Source organism: Rhizobium sp. No.120, assembly GCF_054558365.1.
Window position 1 is genome coordinate 1 of the sequence record NZ_BAAJNQ010000005.1, and the last position, 19086, is coordinate 19086.

Consider the following 19086-nt stretch of genomic DNA (forward strand, 5'->3'; position numbering starts at 1 on the left):
GATCGTTTGGCGGATGCCGTGTGCCATGGATCGCATTGGCCGCAGCCTCAGGAGCAATGACGATGTCTGGCATTTTCATCTCCCCCCGTACTCTAGGTAGTTGAAATCCTTCTACAACATGGAATCTCGACCGCCGGCCAAATTACCCTTCAGAATAGGAGAACTCTCGTCAAGCAGGTTTCAACATGTCACTGGACACGGCCGCATCGGCGGAATTCATCAAAAACGCAGTGCTGGAATCGTACTTCAGTCTTAATCTGACGGAACTTTCATTCACTGAGCGACAGCTTATTTCAGACAAAATCGATCTGGTTGCCTCAAGCATTGCGGGCGTTGATGGTCTTCTGGACGAGATTGTTGATAGGACACGAACGCGCCCGCTTCGGTCGAAGTTGCTTACCTTAATATTAGGTTTCCGCCATAAAGCTATCATTCTGGGTTTGGGAAACATCAACAGAAGGCTTTCAGTGGCGTCGAGAACTCCAGCGCTACCAATTTCCCTAGTTCAGGCAAGGGATGCGGTAATCCGCGCCGATCGGCTCATCCAGGACATTATCTCCCAATCAAAATTATCTTTTCATTGATACCCTGCTGCTAAATCAACTGTCGGACACCCGGCGGTGGGGCGCAGTTTTGCAGGATTACGAAGCTTTCTTTGAGACGTATGAAGGGGAAAATACTCAAGAGGCGCGCGATGCCTACGGGTTTTTCCGTTTCAGAGCTGAAGCGGGTCTTGACGTCATTAGTGAACTCGGACCGCACGACACTGAACTCGCCCTCGCAAATGCCGCTCGTGAGTTAGTTTGCGCCGAGATAATTGGTTACAGGTTACAGGCGCTTCAGCGATATCCGATTTTGGAGGATGCGATCTTCATCATGGATGTCGATCACGCGGAACCAAATCTCACTCCTGGTGGGTCAGTTTCATCTCGTAGGGACTGGATGGATCGCGAAGACACGCTCGTCCGCGCTTTTTTAGCTGATCGTTATCGACCGCTGGCACAACTTATCGACGACGTCGAAGTTTGATCTTGCACCAGATGAAAGAACCTAGTTGATGAGGTTCACCGCAGCGGTCCGGATAGCATCAATCAGCCTCCTGAATGAAGCGTCATCCCCTGCACCCTTCCAACGGTTCGCGAAGCGACACACAACCTGCAAGTTGCCCTGTTCGTAGTGCCCGTCACTATTGATCCGATCAAGCGAGCAGAATAATTCGGGATCGCCGCCATTCTCCGGGTAATCCAGTTTCAGCCCCGTCAATGCACAATAGCCTTCCTGTATCGCGATCAGATCGGAGATATAGTTGGAAAGGGCCATACGATCAAGAAAGCGAACCTCTTTGTTCTTGAGGGTACGCTCGACTTTTTGTCCGTTCGACGTCTGTGCCGTCTTGAATGCAGTGTCGGCCATACGCTTTTCGGGCATGAGCTCTAAAGCGAGCTCGTATGCTGCCCTTTCCTGACCGACAATATAAGTTACCTCAGCTTGCTTTGTTTTCGCAGCGTCGAATTTACGTTTCCATTCTTCTTGTGCATGCCATAGCTCCAGAGGATCTCCCGCGATTAGAGCGAGAGCATACGCTGCATTGTCTGCGCTCAGCGGTCGAAGTGTTGACTGTGTAGTAAGGAAGTCCTTGGCCTTCGGATGCAGGGTGTGCCACAGCAATGGCTGTCCGTTTCGACTGACATTTTTCCACGGGTCACATGGCTTATGGCAGACTACCACGTGGCGGCGCGCTCCGACGGGTTCTACAACGTCACGGATGAAGTATGCAGGGCTTGCCCGAGATGTGGTCCACCATATCCGGTCACCATCCTTGTGTATCCAGACGTCACCGCTAGTCTCGCTGACCGTTGTCATCAGTCCGTACCATGTGCTGGCAACCGTGCGTGTTGCAAGAACACCCCGCACGGTCTTGTTCTTCATGCCATCTTGGATGTACCCCTCTTTATCGCCAGCTTCCCAAAGCCGCTGAGCTTCCACCCGATTTAATGTCGCGACAGTCGCGTGCTCCCTACAATACGGCCAAAGAAAATTCTCCTCTCCGAATACGGCAGCAATAACTTTCACGACAGATCAATCCCCCTGGCTTTTAACAGGGGTTTACCCACTGCAAGTTGCTAACAAGTGAATGGAGATAGAGGGCATTCATATTAAAACTGCTTTCATTCGTCCAGCGCAACGGACATTGACTGCCACCGGAGGCTGCGGCAGCCTGACGTAAAATCCTGAAGGTAATTCGACCATACGATGATCCGTCGTCCAGGCGCAGCCAGCTGTGGACAATCAGAACAGAGGGAGAACCCAAATGGCTTCCAGTTCTCTTTTCGGGCACAATGATACAAACCTTGTCCGCACCCTTGGGCAAGCCGCCCGCAGAACCTCATGAGCGCCTAACCGTTCTTCCGAGGGCGTCCGCCCTTGGCACCGTTGGCACGGCTTGCCTCCACCTTTGCCGGTGAACGGGATTGACCGCCTCGGCGCTGCACATCCATGAACTTTGCCGTACCGAATATGCCGTTCATCAACCCGGCGATGGTAAAATCCACGTCCAGGCTTTCCCAATGCAGACCGGTCTGGCCGAGAAGCTCCACCTCGGCCAACTGCGCAACGGTTGCATTCTCCAGTCCCTGCATCGATCGGGCAGGCACCATGAACGCAGCGCCGTTGGTAAAATCCACGACAATGCGGCCGGATGCCTCATCGAAACGGGCCGATGCTGGGATGGGTGCGCGGACGCGTTCTGCCTCTCCCCTCGCGGTAGCTTCTCGGTAGTGACGATCTTCAAAGACAACTTCACCCATGGATGCTCTCCCATTTTTCGATGAACAGGCGCTTGTTCGCCTGAACAATGGCAAGGGCCGCGCTCAAATCCCGCTTCCTCAATCCCCGGTTTGATATCACCGTAAGATCGATGATATTGATACGGGCTTCCCCATCTCCATAGACGTGGGTGTGCGCCGGTTCGTGGTCATCCGTGAAAATGACAAATCGCATTCCTGCTTCGCGGAGAACGGTGACCATGCTCTATAATAACCTAACAACTTGGGTTTTTAAAGAGCCGTGAGGCGTTCGACTGAAGCTTTCGAGCGCGAAAGGCACCGACGCATTTGAGTAAGTGGCATCTCTTATAACGCCGGTTATCTGAGATATCGCCTATACTGGAGATTTTTTCGGCAGGCCCAAGGAGACCGATTGCTTTTCCCTTTTGAGAGAGCAAATGGCACCTTTGCAAGAAGCCGTGTAACCCCAATTTTCCTGTCGCTGCGGATGTGGAAGATCAATGCAATAGATCGACGACCAACCAACAAGCGCTGTGCCAGGTGATGCCCGCGTCGAAGGACGCCTCGCGGTATTTTGTGAGTTTTGTGTCATCTGCAGGAAGCTTGAGGGTTACCCCTCGCTTTGATAGCTTCATCACCATGAGTGATCATACAGTGAAAAGCTAGGCGATCTGGCAAGCGTTGACTACCGTGAACGCTCCGCTACCGATCCACGTCGATGCTGACACCTTGCTGGCGTGCCTGAATCTTTCAACGACCGACCGTCGTTGGTGGCCACACGTATGAGCCTTCTTCAGAGAAGTCGGCGTCGAAGTCATCATGGACATGGTTGTAGCAGGCTCGACTACATTCGATAGTCTATCAAAGGCGATTTCATTCTGGACCTCGAAGAGGACTACGAAAATGCGCGATGGATACGCGAGATGGTTGCGATCCCATAAGCTAGCTGTCGACAGGCCCACCTCTTGCCAGGAATTGGCCCGCAGGTTCCTTGTCTTCATGAGAGATAAATCGAATCTCGAAAAAACCGTCGTTGTCACGGATTTTCTGCAGCTTACCGGACTTAGCTTCATCCAAGACTTCACGGATGCGCCTTTCGGCATCCGCCCTGTTCCATTCCTGCAGATGCCCAGTCAACATTCGGCTCCTCCAATGGGCCTAAACTATACCCCGGCATTCCGACCCTGGAAAGCACGATCCTAGTAGAATTAAGGACCCTGCAATCAGAACAGATACACAACATGTGTTGTACATATCAAGAATATCGGTCTGCACCCAATTGAAAGCGAGCAGCACTGCGGGTACCGCCTTTCACTGGTAGTCTTGCGGCAGCAACCTCTCAAACTGTCGCGCCAAGAACTTCCTGTGCTGTTGGAGATGACGCTCGACCCCGATTTTGGATCTGCCTTGTGGTCAAACTCTGGAAACCGTCTGGAAAACAGCGGTTACGGGAGCACCGAAAGAGCAAAACGTCGGCTATGGTTAACGAAATCCAGTACCGGCATAAGTTGTAGCACACCCATCCGCGTCGATGCCTATAACTTGTCGCGAACGAAAGACGCTGCGGTATCGAGTTCTTGAATATTGAGCGCGGGAAATTTTCGCAGATTTCTTTGGTGGCAAGGAAAATTCGATGTGAAAGAATTTACGACGGCGCGACTAGCGACGCTCGCGCCACCTGGGAAAAATCGTAAATCCGAAACGCCTATATAGATAACTCTTGCTCTCCCCGCGCGACCAAAACCGGGATAGGAAGCCCGGCGTTCCGGCGCTCGAACGAATACAAGCCGAGTGTGCTGTACCGACCCTTATCAAGGGCTCCCAGCCACCCTCTAAACGGGTACCGCGGGATGCGAACCACGAGCTTCGCGAACATTTCCTAATGTCATCTAGCAAAGAAGACCACTCATGAACGACAAGAAAATTCACAGCGAGTTCTTGAATTTTTCAAGGAAATCAACGAATAAACGAGTTCTTGAATTTTCCTACGACCTCAAGCAAGTCAAGCAGCGCGACGAAATTCAGACCATCGTCCCTGGGTTGTATTCTTCGCATGACGCCATGTTCCAATAGATCGTCTCGGGGTCTTTGAAAGCTTGAACAAAGGCCGACGAACGTCTTATATGAGACCTACCGGTGCCAATTGATTGGTGCCGAAAATCAAAACGGGCCGCTCCGCAAAAGCGACCCGTTTTTAGATGTCGCAACTCAATCGCATTTGGTTGCGGCTTATGGTTTTCAACTAAGGAGAAAAAAACCATGCAATATATGTAGCCGCACACCCACCAAAAATCAAACGGGAAACCGGTTGCCATCTCCGTATGACGCGTAAATCGTTAACGGCAGGTCGCGATCCTGTGTCTCACGCTCGCCGGATGTAGATCTCCGAGACAACCACATGTCCTGGAGATCGGCAGGACCAAAGACTAACGCGCTGGTATAGCATGAGGGAGGATTGGCCTTCCTGTGTCGAACCACGCCTGCCAGTCGGGTCTGCACCAAACGGCGCTCAGTTTTTGTTTTTCACCCAATAAGCCGCCGCCTTCGCGCGCGGCAACGGAGAAGTGTGCCATGCCCAAGCCTAAAGAAGCCATATCCGCGTTCCTCACCGATCTACTCGACATTGAGCGTCTCCCCTTCTCCGAACTTGAGGTCGTTCCCGTAGAAGAGGAGATCGCGAGAATGCTCTGCAAGGTTTCCGACCGACCCGGCCCATGCGGTCTGTAAAGCTCGAATTTGAGTATGTCGCCTTCGCGGAGACCCAGTTCCCGCGATTGGCGCAACTATGGGAGCATCATCATGCAATTCAGGTTGGAAAAGCGATATGGGGAAGGCCAACTCGCACACCGATATCCGAGCTGCGCCGGAAGGAAACAGCCCATCGGTTCGCTTCATCGAAAATTAACCTTTGCCAGCGACGCTTTTGTTCAAGTTGGTCCTCTTTTCGGCCAACGCACGGAGAGAAGCAATGTTGGCGATACGAATAACGGCCCAAGCAGCTTCGACTTTGAACTAGGCGTTAGCTTGTTCCGGTCGATGTCTGCGATGCTGAACGACGCAGATTGCACGAAGACCGGTATGGCAGTTGATCACAATTGTGATCATACGCCGGAAGTCCGCTCAACAACAACACGCCGCGGCTACGCGAGCAATTGCTTGCTCGGAAATGTCGTCGTCGACATGCGCGTTGCATCCGTGTTCTCCAAGCGTCTTCCCGTCGAATTCCGATAGCAGCTCCGACCAAGTTACCTGGTCGGTTTCCCATCATAGCCGCCCCACGCACTGCGTGAGACGGCGGATTCTTGAACTTCGTGGGCCTAGCCTTCGCGAGTGGCGAGAGCTTGTACCTTGAGGAAGCGAACAATGAAAAAATCCCGCAAATCGAATCTCCGCAAATACGCGGATATGCGCCTCAACAATGAACCCGGAGAGGTGATCTCAAACGATCGGCTACATCGCCATATCAACTGGCTTGCCCAAGACGAACGAAACTTTGGTCCTGCCACAGCATTGGAGATGTTCGGGCAAGTCTTCCCGTCCTCATCTTCGGTGCCGCTATGGCTCCGTCCCGGAACGCCTAAACAGTGCTTTGTAAACGCGACAGCCATCGCACTTTCTCGCGACGATGCCGTGTACGCCGAGGGATACGCGCTGTGCGAGGACGTTCCGGTACCGCTTCACCACGCCTGGGTCATCAATCGGAGGGGGGCGGTCATCGAGACCACCTGGGAGCTCGGTCCATCGCATTGTTACCTGGGAATTCCATTCAAAACTGATTTCGTTGCCCAGGTTCTGCTGGAAGATGGGCAATGTGGTCTTCTGGATCCTCCGCTGATGCGTCGCCGAGCCAGCTCTCCCGATCAATTCAGACAAATCGTCGAGTTCGGGTTCGGAACTAAAATCGAACCGCTTCCCGCATCGGCGATCGGGAGGACGCTGCGATGATTATCAGCAACGCGACACATCGTTCCGACTACGGAGCCGGCATCAATTTGGTCGGCGATATGGCCTGCAGCACACCCAAAGCATGGGGTCGCCGATGGGTTTTCGGACGCAGCAAACCACGTCACTCGCTGCATTTCACCGCAGCGTTCTGCCACCGTCCTTTCAAGATACCCGGCAATCTAAGGTCATTGAGAAGCAAGAAGGGCTTAACTACCCCGCGCCCGCGTAACTCCACATGCCAGAGGGCTCAGATGCCTGGAATTGATCCGTCATTCATCATCGCCGCCATGCTCCAGCGCCGCAATGGGATCGATATGATCTCGAAGGCCTACGAGCAAACAACGGTTTATGCCAAGCCGGACCGCCTCACTCGGAAACAGCCATCATTTTCAAACGACAATGCCGGTCAGAATTTGCTCAGTGGTGAACCGGATATCGACTGGGACTCAGCATATCCAGAGACTGGTGCGGCGGCCCGCAAGATTGCCTTGCGCAACAAACCAGGCACCAAACCAGTAGAACATCGCAAGAGCATTGTTACAAACCGCGTTCAGGCGATTGATCCGAACACCAATACCCGTCTTCGCCTGGAGAGCAGTCTTGAGCACGATGCGATGATCATGTTCATGGCCGACCCAAAAGTCGTGGCGATTCAGGCTCAATTCGGTCCCGTATGGTTTAAGCGCGAAGACGTCTGGCACAAGCACTACTTCGACCTTTGTGTGGATTACGCCTCAGGCTGCCGTGGCCTTTTTGCCGTCCGCCATCAAAAAAAAGCAGCCGAAGTCGAGCACGATCTTGAACTCATCCGTAGCCACGACTTGCGCAACCACGCTCACTTCGCACGTGTTCTGACCGAGAAGATCATCACCAGGCCGGCCGTTTACAGTGCCTCCCAGATTCTCCGTGCCAGGCGGTTAAACAACGAAGAGAACAATCGGCTGGTGATGAACGCGTTGAAGGAAGCCGGCGGTGTCGCACGAGTAGCCGACGTGCTGTCTGGCATCCCCGATCTGACCGTTAGCTGCGCATGGGATGCTCTTTGGGCGTTGATCGGGCGCGGTCAAGTGGCCCACCACCATATCCGCGCCCATCAGGTCAACCTGGAATTTCACTCGTTAATCCGTCTTACAGAAGGAGTCGATCATGAACATTGCTAACCGTCCCTCAAGTTCAGCATTTACGAAGTTCGCCATCGAACCGGACGATCTAGTTACTGTCTACGGACATCCGATGCGTCTCGTCGGCCAATCGGGGGAAAATGTCATCCTGCAATCGATCACCGGCAATCTGAAGGCAAAGCCCAGATCGTACAGCTGGCAACTGATCTCCAAGTTTCTTGGCATGGGCAAACTCGAGATTGAAAAAGGCCATTTCGGCGTGCCTGCCGAAATCAAGCGGTCGCAGAGGGAAGCGTGCCCCGGGCTTGAACCGGAGACAGTTTTGCGGGCGCGCATGGTTTCCGAGTTTCTCGCCCAGGAATATGGGGAGGACAACATCAATGAAATTGCTCATCGTTCCAGAAACGACATCGAAAGATTTATGGCCGTCTTCAAACTGGAAAACGCGGCACTGATTCAAGAAGCACGACACAGCATTGAAAAGAAGGGCAAAGGTAAGCTCTTCGTGAGCCCGCGTCAGTTTCTGCGTCTCGTAAAAAAGTTCGAAGATGGACATCTGCAGCCGGAATCACTGGCAGATCGCCGAGCAGGACGCTCTGGCTCCGGCAGCACATTCACTCGCGACGAGCTGACCTTTCAGCTTCGTTTCGCCGATGAGTATCGCACGCCTGATAAAAAGACCATCAAGCAATGCTGGCTCGATATGCACTTGGCCAACCGCACGCTCATTAAGCAGGGACAGCCCAGCTATAGACTTCCATCGCTCTCGACCTTCCGGAGGTTGGTAAAGGAGGGCAACGACTTTCTTAATGAAGCAGGTCAATCAACGAACGTGGAGAGAATTAAGCGGAAGTACGATTTTAAACAGCGAGGTCTCCAGCCGGATCGCCCTTTGCAGATCGTGGAGATGGACGAACACGAATTCGATCTCATGGTGTTATGCACCAAGAATGGCATCTGGAATTACCTACATCCAGAGGTAAGAGCACGGATCGAGAAGATTCGCAGGGCGTGGATTTGCGTGGCATTGGACGCATTCACGCGCTCTGTATGCGGGATGAAAATTCTGAGAGGCAGCCCGGATGCTAGCTCGGCCGTGGCTACCCTTGCGATGGTCGCACGAACCAAAGACAAAATCGCCGCTTCGGTTGGCGCACTGACAGAATGGCCGCAGTGCGGCACGCCGGAGGCGATCCACACAGATGCGGGAGCGGGCTTCGTCTCGGCGAAGTTCGAGTTAGCGTGCATGATGTTCACAGGCACCCATCGTATCCCACCATCGAAGCATCCCCACCTGAGAGCAAGGGTCGAGCGATTTTTCAAAACTCTCAATCAGAGATACATTCATTTCTTTCAAGGTCGTACGTTCTCCAACCCACTCTTGAAAGATCAGTACGATTCAACAAAGCACGCCACGATCACCGATGAGGAATTGTCTGATCTTCTGGTACGCCTCATCGTCGATTGCTACCACAACACCAAGCATCGCTCTCTCGGTATGACGCCACTTGAGGCCTGGTACCGTGGGTCACAACTTGCGAAAGGCGCAGTTGCTCCGCCACCGAGCGCGCGGGAGTACCGCGAAGCATTTGGAGCTACGCTAACCGTCAAAATTGGTACTGCCGGGATCGAAATTCTTGGAAATATCTATTCCAGCCCGAAGCTGCTCGAGATCCGGAAAAAATGGTTCGACTCCACGTTAATCGTTCGCATGAGCGACGAGGATATCTCCACGATTTCTGTCAAACACAAGTTCCTGCACAAATGGATCGACGTGCCCGCGGTTTTCACCGGTCTCAAGGGAACTACACTCGAGGAGTGGGGAGAAACCGTTCGTTATCTCAAAGAAACCTTTCCCGGTGGGCACGAGCATAGTCAGCAAACTGTGATGCAGGCCATGGCGGCCGTGAAGGAGGTCATCCGCAAGTCTAAGTCGCGCCCTGGTGTCATTTTGCATACGCCGCTCGAGGAAAAGATCGCTCGGTATCAGGAAACGGCCAACTCCTTCCACTACAACCAGCGGCAGGAATACGACTACGGACAGTACATTGGGACTGTGGAGACGAGCGACGACAAGCTTGAGGAATTCTTCGACGACGGTTTCGAGGCGGCGGTCTTCAATGAAGACAGCGAGAATCCCCTGCTGGGTACCGATGTTAGTAGAATGTTCGAGAAGGCCGACCCATTCGCCCCCGAAGACGGAAGCTTCGATAGATCCGCCTTTGTTTCCGACGCCAAGCGCCTGCTTCCTCCCGACCAGCGGGCCGATGACGAAAATAGTACGACTCGTCGCAGCAAAAGGAAGACGGCTCCGCGGGCCGCCAAGGCGTCCACATTGAGATCGGATAATCCGCCGCCTACTCCTGAAAATGAACCTGTCAGGAGCGAAACCGAACAGACGCAACCAAAGAGCTTCGGGTTCGAGCGCCGCCCGAGGAGGGAAAAATAATGTCCGAACAAAGCCGTAACTATCTCTCTCGGGAACTACTGCGTAAGCGGGTAACGGCAAAAATTATCGATCGGGCAGCGCTGCTCCAGGATCTGAGTGAGGTTTACGTCACTACCGATCGAGACAGGGAGATGACGATGGAGTTGGAAGTGATGATTGCCCATATGTTGAACCCGAATACCCGGGCTGGCTATGCTGTAGCCGTTACCGGACCGTCCGGAGCCGGGAAAAGTACTCTGGTCAACCAGAGGCTCGATGCGACGACCGAGTTCGAGACATTCGATGATGGGTATGGCAACGATGTGGAATTTTGTCTCCGTGTGCAGACACCCTCGTCTTGCACAGCCCTCACCCTCGGTACAGCGATCCTTACCGCCTCCGGGTATCCCCTACAGAAGATGAGAGACGAAGACGAGGTCTGGAGGACAGTGCGGAATAGGCTGCAGCGGAAGATGCACAAAGTCATCTTTCTCGATGAATTCCAGCACGTCCTGAAGGGGTCACAGGCCAAGGGAGCTGCCCATCTAACCAACCAGATCAAGTTGCTTATGCAGGATCCCGACTGGCCTGTATGGCTAATTATCGCTGGTATTCCGGACATCATGGAGTTCGTCAATCGCGACGTCTGGCAACAGGCGGATCGCCGGATCGGCGAAATCTCTATTGATGGGCTCACCGATACAGAGGGCGATATCGAGCAGACTCGAGAGATGATCAAGGTGTTTGCCGAGACCTGCAAGCTCAAACTTGCGCTCCCCCTGCTCGATGATTTCATTCGCCAGTTAATGCATGGCGCTTTGTGGCGCTTCGGTATCTCTATCCAACTCACCAAACGGTCGATTGAATCGGCCCTTTGGGACGAGAAGGGAAATTCATCGCTCAGCCATGCCCATTTCGTCGATGGTTACCGCCGCCTCTCGCGATGTACCAGGGTCAGCAACGTCTTTATGTCTCCCGACTGGCGGCGTATTCAGCGTGAAATAGGAAGGAATGGCAAACTCACGTCTAGTTTCAAACTTCTCGACCGGGAGCTCGAAAGGCTGTGAGCGGCTTGTTGCGCGTCCCCTTTTTCGACGATGAGACGTTGCTCAGCTATTTGGCACGGATGGGGCGTGCCAACGGCCGCAACAGTCTCCGAGGCTTTCTCAACGACATCGGATTTGAGCCGCTAAGCATTTATCGTGGAAACGAGGCCGAGGTTGCGCGGCTTGCCGAACTCTTCGGGGTGCACCATGGCCGAATGCTAGATGCACGGATTGTCGCAAACAGCGACAACACGGTGGGTTTTGCGGGCGGGAGGTTCAACAGGTTTGGTCTCTGGCGAACGAGATTTCGGGTTTGCTCCGAATGTTTGGCGGAGGATGAAATGAATCCGTCCAGAATGCCAGGTACCCGCCGATACGCTCGTGCGATTTGGATGCTTTCGAGCGTGAAAACTTGCGTCAAGCACGGGCGAGCGCTTGTCGCGCTCCATGGAAGCAATTCAATGTGTCCCGACTTTCTTCGGACACTCGATGGAGCTAGCGAGTTCCTCTCGACAGCCTTGGCACCAACGTCTGAGCTGGAACCAACTGGCTTTGAGAAATTTGTATCCGAACGTTTGGGAGGAAAGCGGGAGCATGGCACTATCCTTAATGCGGCCTCCATCTCGACTGCAATCGACATGTGCCAGTTGCTTGGAATGGCGCATAGATTTGGAAGGACGTTCCGCTTTCGCAAGACACCCGAAAATGACCTCCGCGCAGCATACGATTGCGGGTACCGTGCACTACTTGGAGAAACTAAGGGAGTTAATTCAGTCTTGGACGCAATTATTGCGACCACGACGAAGAGCAATAAGCGCGCGGGGAATGTTCTCTACGGCAGGCTTTACCGGGCGCTGCGCAAACAGGAAAGCAGCCACGAATATGATTCCATCAGGGATATGATCCGGCAACACGCCATCGACAGAATGCATGTACTCGACAATTCAGAATTCTTTGGATCAGTTGCGGATACCGAGTGGACCAGCATCAGAACGGTGGCTGTTAAAGCCGGACTTGCGGATGAGACAGTTCGTACCTTCCTGTCATCACAGAATCTAATCCAAGGCGATGCGTCGGCCGGTGAACAGATCTTCGTCGGTGCGGAGGTGGCGCGGATGGCAGTTGAAACTCTCAGCGATTCCATCGAGCTTCCTGAAGCGAGCAGGACTCTTGGCTGGAGTATCTTTGAGTGCCGCCGTCTCGTAACAGAGGGCATCATTGTGCCAATTGTTTCGCGTGCCAAGAAGGGCGTTGGCACCCGCACACGATACTCCCGAGCCGCAATCATCCAGTTGAAAGCCGAGTTGATTGCACCGGGCGGCGAGCAGATTCCCGATCTCATCTCGTTGCGAAGCGCGCTCCGCCATTTCCAGGACTCTTCTGGCAAGGTGCTCCGCACGGTCTTTGGTCAGAAACTATCACGTCTGGCGTATGCGGAACGCGGGTCGCTGCTCGACGGACTAAAGGTAGACCTCTTGGAGCTCAAATCGGTACTGGAACCAGTTCACGGACTCGATGCGAATGCCGTCTGCAAGCGACTGTCGATCTCTCGCCGGAGTTTGCCTTGGTTGGTGGCCAACGGCGTACTCAGAAGCATGAGCAACACGGGCTATGCGATTACCCTCGAATCGATTGAGCGCTTTGAACGAGACTATGTCACCGGAATCGGGCTGGCCAACCAAGGTACATTGCATCCAGCGACCATTGGCGCGCGAACGCGGCATCGAAACATCGTACCTGCATTCCCGCCAGAAGATGTTTGTAGTCTAGTCTTCCATCGAACGGATGCGCCCTACTTGCTGGCTGACGATCAGGTCGTCGTAAAAGGACGTGCGCGCAAGGGCAAGAGCTCGAAATCCCGGAGGCAGCGTTCACCCAGGTAAGAAGTGATGATCCTGCAATAGCGCCTGCTCTTGGCGATAAGAAGCCGAGCCCCTTGATGCGTACGGTGGCGGCCCATACCAATTTCCGCCTACTGACCTAAAAGCTCAGGCGTGGCCATGCTGCCGCAAGGTATGGGAGAAGTGGAGCCGTCAGCAATTGCTACAGGTCAACTATCTCGGCGACGGTCGTTCGAGGTGCAAGTGGCGGCGCGGATCTTGCGTCCGCACTCTGGCTAGGAAAGCGGCCAATAATCAGGACATAATACCCAATTAATTTTTTCTTACTTACGGTTATATATGGAGAAATCATGATCTCCAATATGGCCAAAGAAGCGGCCAAGAAGTTGGTCAAACATGACGGCGCGCGATGACGGCGAAAGCATTGGTCTTTTCGAACCCCTTCTCGTTTCCGAAGGGGCAAAGTCCCGCGCCAAGTTGAACGATCTCGCGCTTTCGTTGGCCGAGAAATCAGCGGCATTCTCATCGTCTCTACCCCCGGCGATCGCTGCTTCCCTCGCCAATCTCGTCAGGGCTGTGAACTGCTACTACAGCAACCTGATCGAAAGTCACAACACGCACCTGATCGATATCGAGCGGGCAATGCATGATGACTATAGCGATGGCGCAAGGAAGCGCGATCTCCAACTGGAGGCGCGCGCGCACATCGCTGTTCAGAAATGGATCGACGATGACGTGATTGATGCCGCACCTTTTTCTACAGAGGTAATTTGCGAAATTCACAGGCGGTTCTGCGAGCTCCTTCCACCAGAACTCCTTCTGGTGGAGACCAGCAAAGGCGATGAGAAAGTAACGGTAGAGCCAGGCGCTATCAGGACGAGAGACGTTAAGGTCGGTCGGCACGTGGCAGTCAGCCCTGGATCAGTGCCACGGTTTCTCGCCCGTATGGAGCAGGGCTACAAGTCGGTTGGTAGGATCGATAGGATTCTCATTGCCGCCTACGGCCATCATCGCCTCCTTTGGGTCCACCCTTTCCTGGACGGCAACGGCCATGTCGCAAGACTTGTGTCCTATGCAGCGCTAAGGTCCACTATCGATATGAGAGGCCTGTGGTCGGTGGCGCGTGGCCTCGCGCAGCGAGAAAAGGAATATATGTCGCGCCTTCAGTCATGCGACGAGCCGCGTCATAGGAACCTCGACGGAGCAGGAACACTCAGCGAAGACGCGCTCGCCAGCTTCGCGGAATTCTTTCTGGAAACCTGCATCGACTAGGTGGATTTCATGAGCAGTCTGATGCAACCGGACAAACTGCGAGACCAGGTGCTGACATGGGCTAGGGAGGAGATGCGCGCGGGGACACTCCCACCAAGGTCTGAAGCGGTGCTGACAGCCATTCTTTATCGAGGAGAGCTGGAGCGTGCCGACGTCGTGACCTTGACGGGAGCAAGCGACAGGTCAGCCCGGCGATTGACAGCAACCCTGATCAAATCCGGGGTCGTCCAGTCTGAAACGTCCCGTACTCCTCTCCGGCTGGCGTTTCCGCTCGCGCTAGCGGTGAGACTCCTACCCGGACTTCTCCCAGAAGACTGATTGCGAAGCTTTCTGAATTAGGTAGGAAATGCACAAGGTTTGGCGATCGTGAATTCTCTCATAGCCGATCTTCGGATGATAATTTTTACGGTCGGCATCTTGTGGCATTCGCTACCTAATTCCGCACTTTTCGCGATCCTGTCTCATTTCTCGATACCAGATTCTACTTACATGTCTCGTTAGCTAACGCGCTGTGAGAGCGGTTGAATGCAGATTAAGAAATCTTGGCATCTAAAATTACCTTTTCTTGTTAGTGTAAAAGAACGTCCGTGCCATCTCGGTGAGCCTCAGATGGCTATCCGGAACAATCCACCGGCGAGCCAGTCGCTGTAGTATCGGAAGCGGTTCGGCACGCTCTCGTCGTCACAACGAAGATGAAGTTCGATGTTGTTGTATTAAGCCTTGCTGTCTGCCGATAACGACATACCCTTGAACGACTGCGGACGTTCGCGCATGGAGCGGGTCTGACTGTAGAAAGTTGCCGTTCGGCAAAATCGGTTGTTTGGACCATCTTCAAAACTCCCATCTAAAACGAGAGTGTTCCAAGTGTGCGTCGGCGGCAAGTGGGATAGGTGCGTCTCACAGCCCAATAGTGCTTGATTCTCCCTAAGACGTGCCGGAGAGTTCGATGACGGATTCGCTCGCGCAAAAACCATACAATATCAATGCCTTAGGGTTTTGGGACATCTCAGTGTGAATTTCGGGACATATTTGAATAAATTCCTACCTCTAACTCATTGATATTATTGAATCCTTTGGGTCATCATTTTTGAATTTCTACACTTGGCGTCTCCTGCGCGCAACGAGAAGACGCCAGCCAATTCACGAACTATACGACTCGGTGGGATTCCCGATCGCCGCTCAGCCTCAGCTTTACCTGCAAGTCTCTATTCGCTTCAGGGCGGCGGTAATCCCTGACAGCGAGTAGGAATAACTCGTCTCGGTGCCACGCTTGGACGTCGCTTGCAGCTGCAGTTGTGCCCCACCTTTCATGGCGTTGACCATGGTCGGCTCCTGCGCCTCGTTCCTTACCCATCCATGCCGGTCTTTTGTAAACATCGGGAATGTCTTGTCGCCAACCGTCGCCGTCATCTGCGCGCCGTCTTTCAGGTCATAGCCCATTGCGGCCTCCGGAACCAATTTGTCATCGGGAGACAGGCGCGAGACTATGAAGAAATTATTGCCGTGGTCGACACTGGCGGGCTGCTGCGCAACCGGCCTCGATAAAACATAGCAACTGACGCTATCGCCGGACTTATAAGAATACGCGCCCCAATGATCGAATTGATCGATACGAACGGGCACTTCCGCATGCGCTATACCGGCGCCGAATGCGACGAAGACCAGAACGGGGGCGAAATTTCTTGCAAACATGGTTTCCTGCCATTTCTTGTTTCAAGGACATTGAAAGCGAGAGATGCACTCACACGCGCGGCAGTTTCGGTGCGGTGCGTTATCCGATTGTTAACGTCTTCGTTAAAATTTGTTCATGTTAGGAAACACGCAAGAAACTATATATGGGTAGAACACAACCACGTCGGCATTGACGATCAGTTCACAAATTGCGCTGTTCCATCCGCTTTATCCATGCACATATAGCTGCTTGAACCTACGGCTTTTGCGAGCCATTCCATGAAGACGCAAGCAAGCGGCGCCTTGAACGCGCCATGCGTCTGCATGAAGATGTCTCATGCGCAACCGGCTGTGCTACTCGGATTGTAATAGGATGGCATCATGAAAAAGATTGGTTTCCTTTCGTTCGGCCACTGGACGCCCTCGCCCCAATCGCAAACCCGGTCCGCAGCCGATACGCTGCTGCAATCGATCGACCTTGCTGTCGCGGCAGAACAGCTGGGTGCGGACGGCGCTTATTTTCGCGTGCATCATTTCGCACGTCAGCTTGCTTCACCCTTCCCTTTGTTGGCGGCCGTCGGCGCCAAGACCAGCCGCATCGAAACAGGCACTGCCGTCATCGACATGCGCTATGAAAACCCATTCTATATGGCCGAGGATGCGGGCGCTGCCGATCTTATCGCCGGTGGCCGTCTGCAGCTCGGCATCAGCCGCGGCTCGCCGGAGCAGGTGATCGACGGGTGGCGCCACTTCGGTTATACGCCGATGGAGGGCGAGAGCGACGCCGACATGGGGCGCAGGCATACGGAAGTGCTGCTCGATCTGCTGCGCGGCGAAGGCTTCGCAAAGCCCAATCCCCGACCCATGTTTCCCAACCCGCCCGGCCTTCTGCGCCTGGAACCCTATTCCGAGGGCCTGCGCGAGCGGATCTGGTGGGGTGCGGGCTCCAATGCCACGGCCGTATGGGCCGCAAAGCTCGGCATGAACCTGCAGAGCTCGACCCTCAAGGACGACGAAACCGGCCAGCCCTTTCATGTCCAGCAGGCCTATCAGATCAGGCTCTATCGCGAGGCATGGAAAGAAGCCGGACACAAGCGCGAGCCGCGGGTCTCGGTCAGCCGCAGCATCTTCGCGTTGGTGAACGATCTCGACCGCGCTTATTTCGGCCAGAGCGGCAAGGATGCAGACAAGATCGGCTTCATCGATGAAAAGACACGCGCCATTTTCGGCCGCAGCTACGCCGCAGAGCCGGATGTGCTGATCGAGGAGTTGGCAAAGGATGAAGCAATTGCCGCGGCCGATACGCTGCTGCTGACGGTGCCCAACCAGCTTGGGGTCGACTATAATGCCCATGTCATCGAGTCCATCCTGACCCATGTCGCGCCGGCACTGGGGTGGCGCTAACAGGATCCTGAAGCAGCAAGAAACAAAACCGACCGCCCGCGAAGGTGTCCTTCGCGGGCGGTCGTTTCTGATTTTACCCCGAGAGAGACACAAGCTTGGCGAATCAAGCCAAGACGTTGTGATGCCGCAGCTTATGAAGTGCTGCTAATACCAGCAGCGCCATGACGATGGGGAAGGCCACAAGCGGCCATGCGCTGGCGCCATCCAGCGCGGTGACCGCCAGTGTACCGACAACGCTCACGATCAAACTCTGAATGCAGAAGTAAAACGCCACGGCCGATCCGGCGATATCGCCGAACTCGGCCAGCGCTCCATTCGCGGTCACGGATCCTGCAACCACGATGCCGACCGCCATGATCCACATCGGCAGCACGAAGCTTGAAAAGGACGGGGAACTATAGAGTTGGCCGAGAGCAAGGGCACCAGCACCGATGAGAAGCAACCCCATGCCTCGTCTAACGCAGCCTGCGATACCCCATCTTTCGACAAACCATCCTGCGAAACGTGCCGTCGCGATCATGACGGCGGCAACCGTTGCAAAGGTGATGCTGAAACCTAGCTCGGAGTAGCCGGCCCTGCCGATCAGCACGCGAGGAGCGATCGAGAAGAACACGAAGAATGTGCCCATCCCGGCACTGAAGGCAAGCGTATAGGTCCAGAACGATCGGCTTTTGAAGATCGGCAAGATGGGCCGGCACGGCCCGGTCGAGCCCTGAGGCCTTGTTTCATGCCACCTTGCCATGGCGTGGAAAGTTGCAGCCAATGCCAGAAGCGCAAGCAATATAAAGATGGCACGCCAGCCGAACCGCTCGGCAATCATGGCACCGGCTATCGGACCGAGCGCCGGCACGAAGGACAGGATCGAGCCGAATGTGGCATAGATAATGGCCTGTTCCGGACGATTGCCGTAGACATCCCGCACGGTCGCGAAAGTCGCGACCAAGGCGGCCGACGCGCCTATGGCCTGCAGCAGGCGGCATAGCACGAAGACAGGTGCACCCCATGACAGGGCTGCTCCGAGAGAAGCGGCGGCAAACAGAGCCGCGCCGAAAAGCAGGACCGGGCGGCGGCCGATACGATCCGAAAGAGGGCCGAAAACGATCTGTCCGAGACCCAGCATGATCATATAGAGGCTCAGCGTCAGCTGGATCACCGCAGATGTCGTGTTGAGAATGCCGGGCATCGACGGCACGACGGGAAGATAGATATCCATGGCCAGCGAGGCGAGAATATCAAAAGGCGCCATCAGCAGCAGTGCCGCCGGCAGCGAGTAGGCCCAGGACGGGCGTATGTCAGACATAACAAATTCCGCTCGAAAGAGAGTTCGGGCGGCGCCTGCCACTGGCATCAATGGGAATGAATTCGACAGCACGCCGCAACAACAAAAAGCTGTTGCGGCTTATCTATCTGCTGACTTGGAGTTCCCCATGCCGATTTCTCCGTGGCGATATACGTGGTGTCCACCTGCCTGTAGCAGATGCAGGGAAGACGAGCAATCGCGTTGCAACGCGCCGGCCGTCACAACATGATTCTACAGAACTGCGACAATCAGACCGCCAAAAAGACCTGCGC

Annotated in this window: 16 protein-coding genes; 11 read left to right on the forward strand and 5 right to left on the reverse strand. The window is 54.4% G+C overall.

Going from position 1 to position 19086, the window contains the following annotated elements:
- The first annotated feature begins 185 nt into the window (after positions 1-185).
- Complete coding sequence (locus ACYJRZ_RS16545; RefSeq protein WP_459460634.1) at positions 186-584, forward strand: hypothetical protein; 399 nt, start codon at positions 186-188, stop codon at positions 582-584.
- Between the two features lie 49 nt (positions 585-633).
- The gene (locus ACYJRZ_RS16550; protein WP_459460636.1) at positions 634-1029 is read left to right on the forward strand and encodes a hypothetical protein; all 396 of its coding nucleotides are present in this window, start codon (positions 634-636) and stop codon (positions 1027-1029) included.
- 21 nt (positions 1030-1050) lie between these two features.
- Here ACYJRZ_RS16550 and ACYJRZ_RS16555 read toward each other — a convergent pair whose 3' ends face one another.
- From ACYJRZ_RS16555 to ACYJRZ_RS16565, 3 genes are all read right to left on the reverse strand, one after another.
- The gene (locus tag ACYJRZ_RS16555; protein ID WP_459460638.1) at positions 1051-2073 is read right to left on the reverse strand and encodes a hypothetical protein; all 1023 of its coding nucleotides are present in this window, start codon (positions 2071-2073) and stop codon (positions 1051-1053) included.
- 323 nt (positions 2074-2396) lie between these two features.
- Entirely contained in the window at positions 2397-2807 is a 411-nt protein-coding gene (locus ACYJRZ_RS16560) for a DUF2442 domain-containing protein (protein ID WP_459460640.1), read from the reverse strand.
- Complete coding sequence (locus ACYJRZ_RS16565) at positions 2800-3027, reverse strand: DUF4160 domain-containing protein (RefSeq protein ID WP_459460642.1); 228 nt, start codon at positions 3025-3027, stop codon at positions 2800-2802. The genes ACYJRZ_RS16560 and ACYJRZ_RS16565 overlap by 8 nt, the downstream gene beginning before the upstream one ends.
- Before the next feature lie 2330 nt (positions 3028-5357).
- On the opposite strand from ACYJRZ_RS16565, the gene ACYJRZ_RS16570 reads away from it, so the two are divergent.
- From ACYJRZ_RS16570 to ACYJRZ_RS16605, 8 genes are all read left to right on the forward strand, one after another.
- Complete coding sequence (locus tag ACYJRZ_RS16570) at positions 5358-5513, forward strand: hypothetical protein (protein WP_158225443.1); 156 nt, start codon at positions 5358-5360, stop codon at positions 5511-5513.
- Positions 5514-5585: 72 nt separating this feature from the next.
- Positions 5586-6017, forward strand: coding sequence for a hypothetical protein (locus tag ACYJRZ_RS16575; RefSeq protein WP_459460644.1), 432 nt, complete (start codon positions 5586-5588; stop codon positions 6015-6017).
- Positions 6018-6149: 132 nt separating this feature from the next.
- Positions 6150-6731, forward strand: coding sequence for a hypothetical protein (locus tag ACYJRZ_RS16580; RefSeq protein ID WP_095436750.1), 582 nt, complete (start codon positions 6150-6152; stop codon positions 6729-6731).
- Positions 6728-7891 (forward strand): hypothetical protein, encoded by a 1164-nt coding sequence (locus ACYJRZ_RS16585; protein ID WP_459460646.1) that lies wholly within the window; start codon positions 6728-6730, stop codon positions 7889-7891. Before ACYJRZ_RS16580 ends, ACYJRZ_RS16585 begins: the two co-directional genes overlap by 4 nt.
- On the forward strand, positions 7878-10301 hold the full coding sequence (locus tag ACYJRZ_RS16590) for a transposase (protein WP_459460648.1): 2424 nt from the start codon (positions 7878-7880) through the stop codon (positions 10299-10301). The genes ACYJRZ_RS16585 and ACYJRZ_RS16590 overlap by 14 nt, the downstream gene beginning before the upstream one ends.
- The gene (locus ACYJRZ_RS16595) at positions 10301-11347 is read left to right on the forward strand and encodes an ATP-binding protein (RefSeq protein WP_095436754.1); all 1047 of its coding nucleotides are present in this window, start codon (positions 10301-10303) and stop codon (positions 11345-11347) included. The genes ACYJRZ_RS16590 and ACYJRZ_RS16595 overlap by 1 nt, the downstream gene beginning before the upstream one ends.
- Positions 11344-13209 (forward strand): TniQ family protein, encoded by a 1866-nt coding sequence (locus ACYJRZ_RS16600; protein WP_095436755.1) that lies wholly within the window; start codon positions 11344-11346, stop codon positions 13207-13209. Before ACYJRZ_RS16595 ends, ACYJRZ_RS16600 begins: the two co-directional genes overlap by 4 nt.
- A gap of 354 nt (positions 13210-13563) precedes the next feature.
- Positions 13564-14439 carry a Fic family protein gene (locus tag ACYJRZ_RS16605; protein ID WP_342212250.1) on the forward strand — a complete coding sequence of 292 codons (876 nt, stop codon included), beginning with the start codon at positions 13564-13566 and terminating at the stop codon, positions 14437-14439.
- Between the two features lie 1191 nt (positions 14440-15630).
- Here the strand turns inward: ACYJRZ_RS16605 and ACYJRZ_RS16610 are convergent.
- Positions 15631-16131, reverse strand: coding sequence for an invasion associated locus B family protein (locus ACYJRZ_RS16610; RefSeq protein WP_459460651.1), 501 nt, complete (start codon positions 16129-16131; stop codon positions 15631-15633).
- 360 nt (positions 16132-16491) lie between these two features.
- Between ACYJRZ_RS16610 and ACYJRZ_RS16615 the strand changes: the two genes are divergently transcribed.
- Positions 16492-17514: an LLM class flavin-dependent oxidoreductase gene (locus ACYJRZ_RS16615; protein WP_459460653.1), complete on the forward strand. Its 1023-nt coding sequence runs from the start codon at positions 16492-16494 to the stop codon at positions 17512-17514.
- Between the two features lie 103 nt (positions 17515-17617).
- Here ACYJRZ_RS16615 and cml read toward each other — a convergent pair whose 3' ends face one another.
- A complete protein-coding gene (gene cml, locus ACYJRZ_RS16620; RefSeq protein WP_459460655.1) occupies positions 17618-18814 on the reverse strand; it encodes a CmlA/FloR family chloramphenicol efflux MFS transporter in 1197 nt (398 codons plus the stop codon).
- Between the last annotated feature and the right edge of the window lie 272 nt (positions 18815-19086).

What these genes read in the sequence shown, in the direction of transcription:
- ACYJRZ_RS16545 (WP_459460634.1), top strand. Translation starts at nt 186, where the DNA reads ATGTCACTGGACACGGCCGCATCGGCGGAATTCATCAAAAACGCAGTG.
- ACYJRZ_RS16560 (WP_459460640.1), bottom strand. Translation starts at nt 2,807, where the DNA reads ATGGGTGAAGTTGTCTTTGAAGATCGTCACTACCGAGAAGCTACCGCG.
- ACYJRZ_RS16565 (WP_459460642.1), bottom strand. Translation starts at nt 3,027, where the DNA reads ATGGTCACCGTTCTCCGCGAAGCAGGAATGCGATTTGTCATTTTCACG.
- ACYJRZ_RS16570 (WP_158225443.1), top strand. Translation starts at nt 5,358, where the DNA reads ATGCCCAAGCCTAAAGAAGCCATATCCGCGTTCCTCACCGATCTACTC.
- ACYJRZ_RS16575 (WP_459460644.1), top strand. Translation starts at nt 5,586, where the DNA reads ATGCAATTCAGGTTGGAAAAGCGATATGGGGAAGGCCAACTCGCACAC.
- ACYJRZ_RS16580 (WP_095436750.1), top strand. Translation starts at nt 6,150, where the DNA reads ATGAAAAAATCCCGCAAATCGAATCTCCGCAAATACGCGGATATGCGC.
- ACYJRZ_RS16585 (WP_459460646.1), top strand. Translation starts at nt 6,728, where the DNA reads ATGATTATCAGCAACGCGACACATCGTTCCGACTACGGAGCCGGCATC.
- ACYJRZ_RS16590 (WP_459460648.1), top strand. Translation starts at nt 7,878, where the DNA reads ATGAACATTGCTAACCGTCCCTCAAGTTCAGCATTTACGAAGTTCGCC.
- ACYJRZ_RS16595 (WP_095436754.1), top strand. Translation starts at nt 10,301, where the DNA reads ATGTCCGAACAAAGCCGTAACTATCTCTCTCGGGAACTACTGCGTAAG.
- ACYJRZ_RS16605 (WP_342212250.1), top strand. Translation starts at nt 13,564, where the DNA reads ATGACGGCGCGCGATGACGGCGAAAGCATTGGTCTTTTCGAACCCCTT.
- ACYJRZ_RS16610 (WP_459460651.1), bottom strand. Translation starts at nt 16,131, where the DNA reads ATGTTTGCAAGAAATTTCGCCCCCGTTCTGGTCTTCGTCGCATTCGGC.
- ACYJRZ_RS16615 (WP_459460653.1), top strand. Translation starts at nt 16,492, where the DNA reads ATGAAAAAGATTGGTTTCCTTTCGTTCGGCCACTGGACGCCCTCGCCC.
- cml (WP_459460655.1), bottom strand. Translation starts at nt 18,814, where the DNA reads ATGTCTGACATACGCCCGTCCTGGGCCTACTCGCTGCCGGCGGCACTG.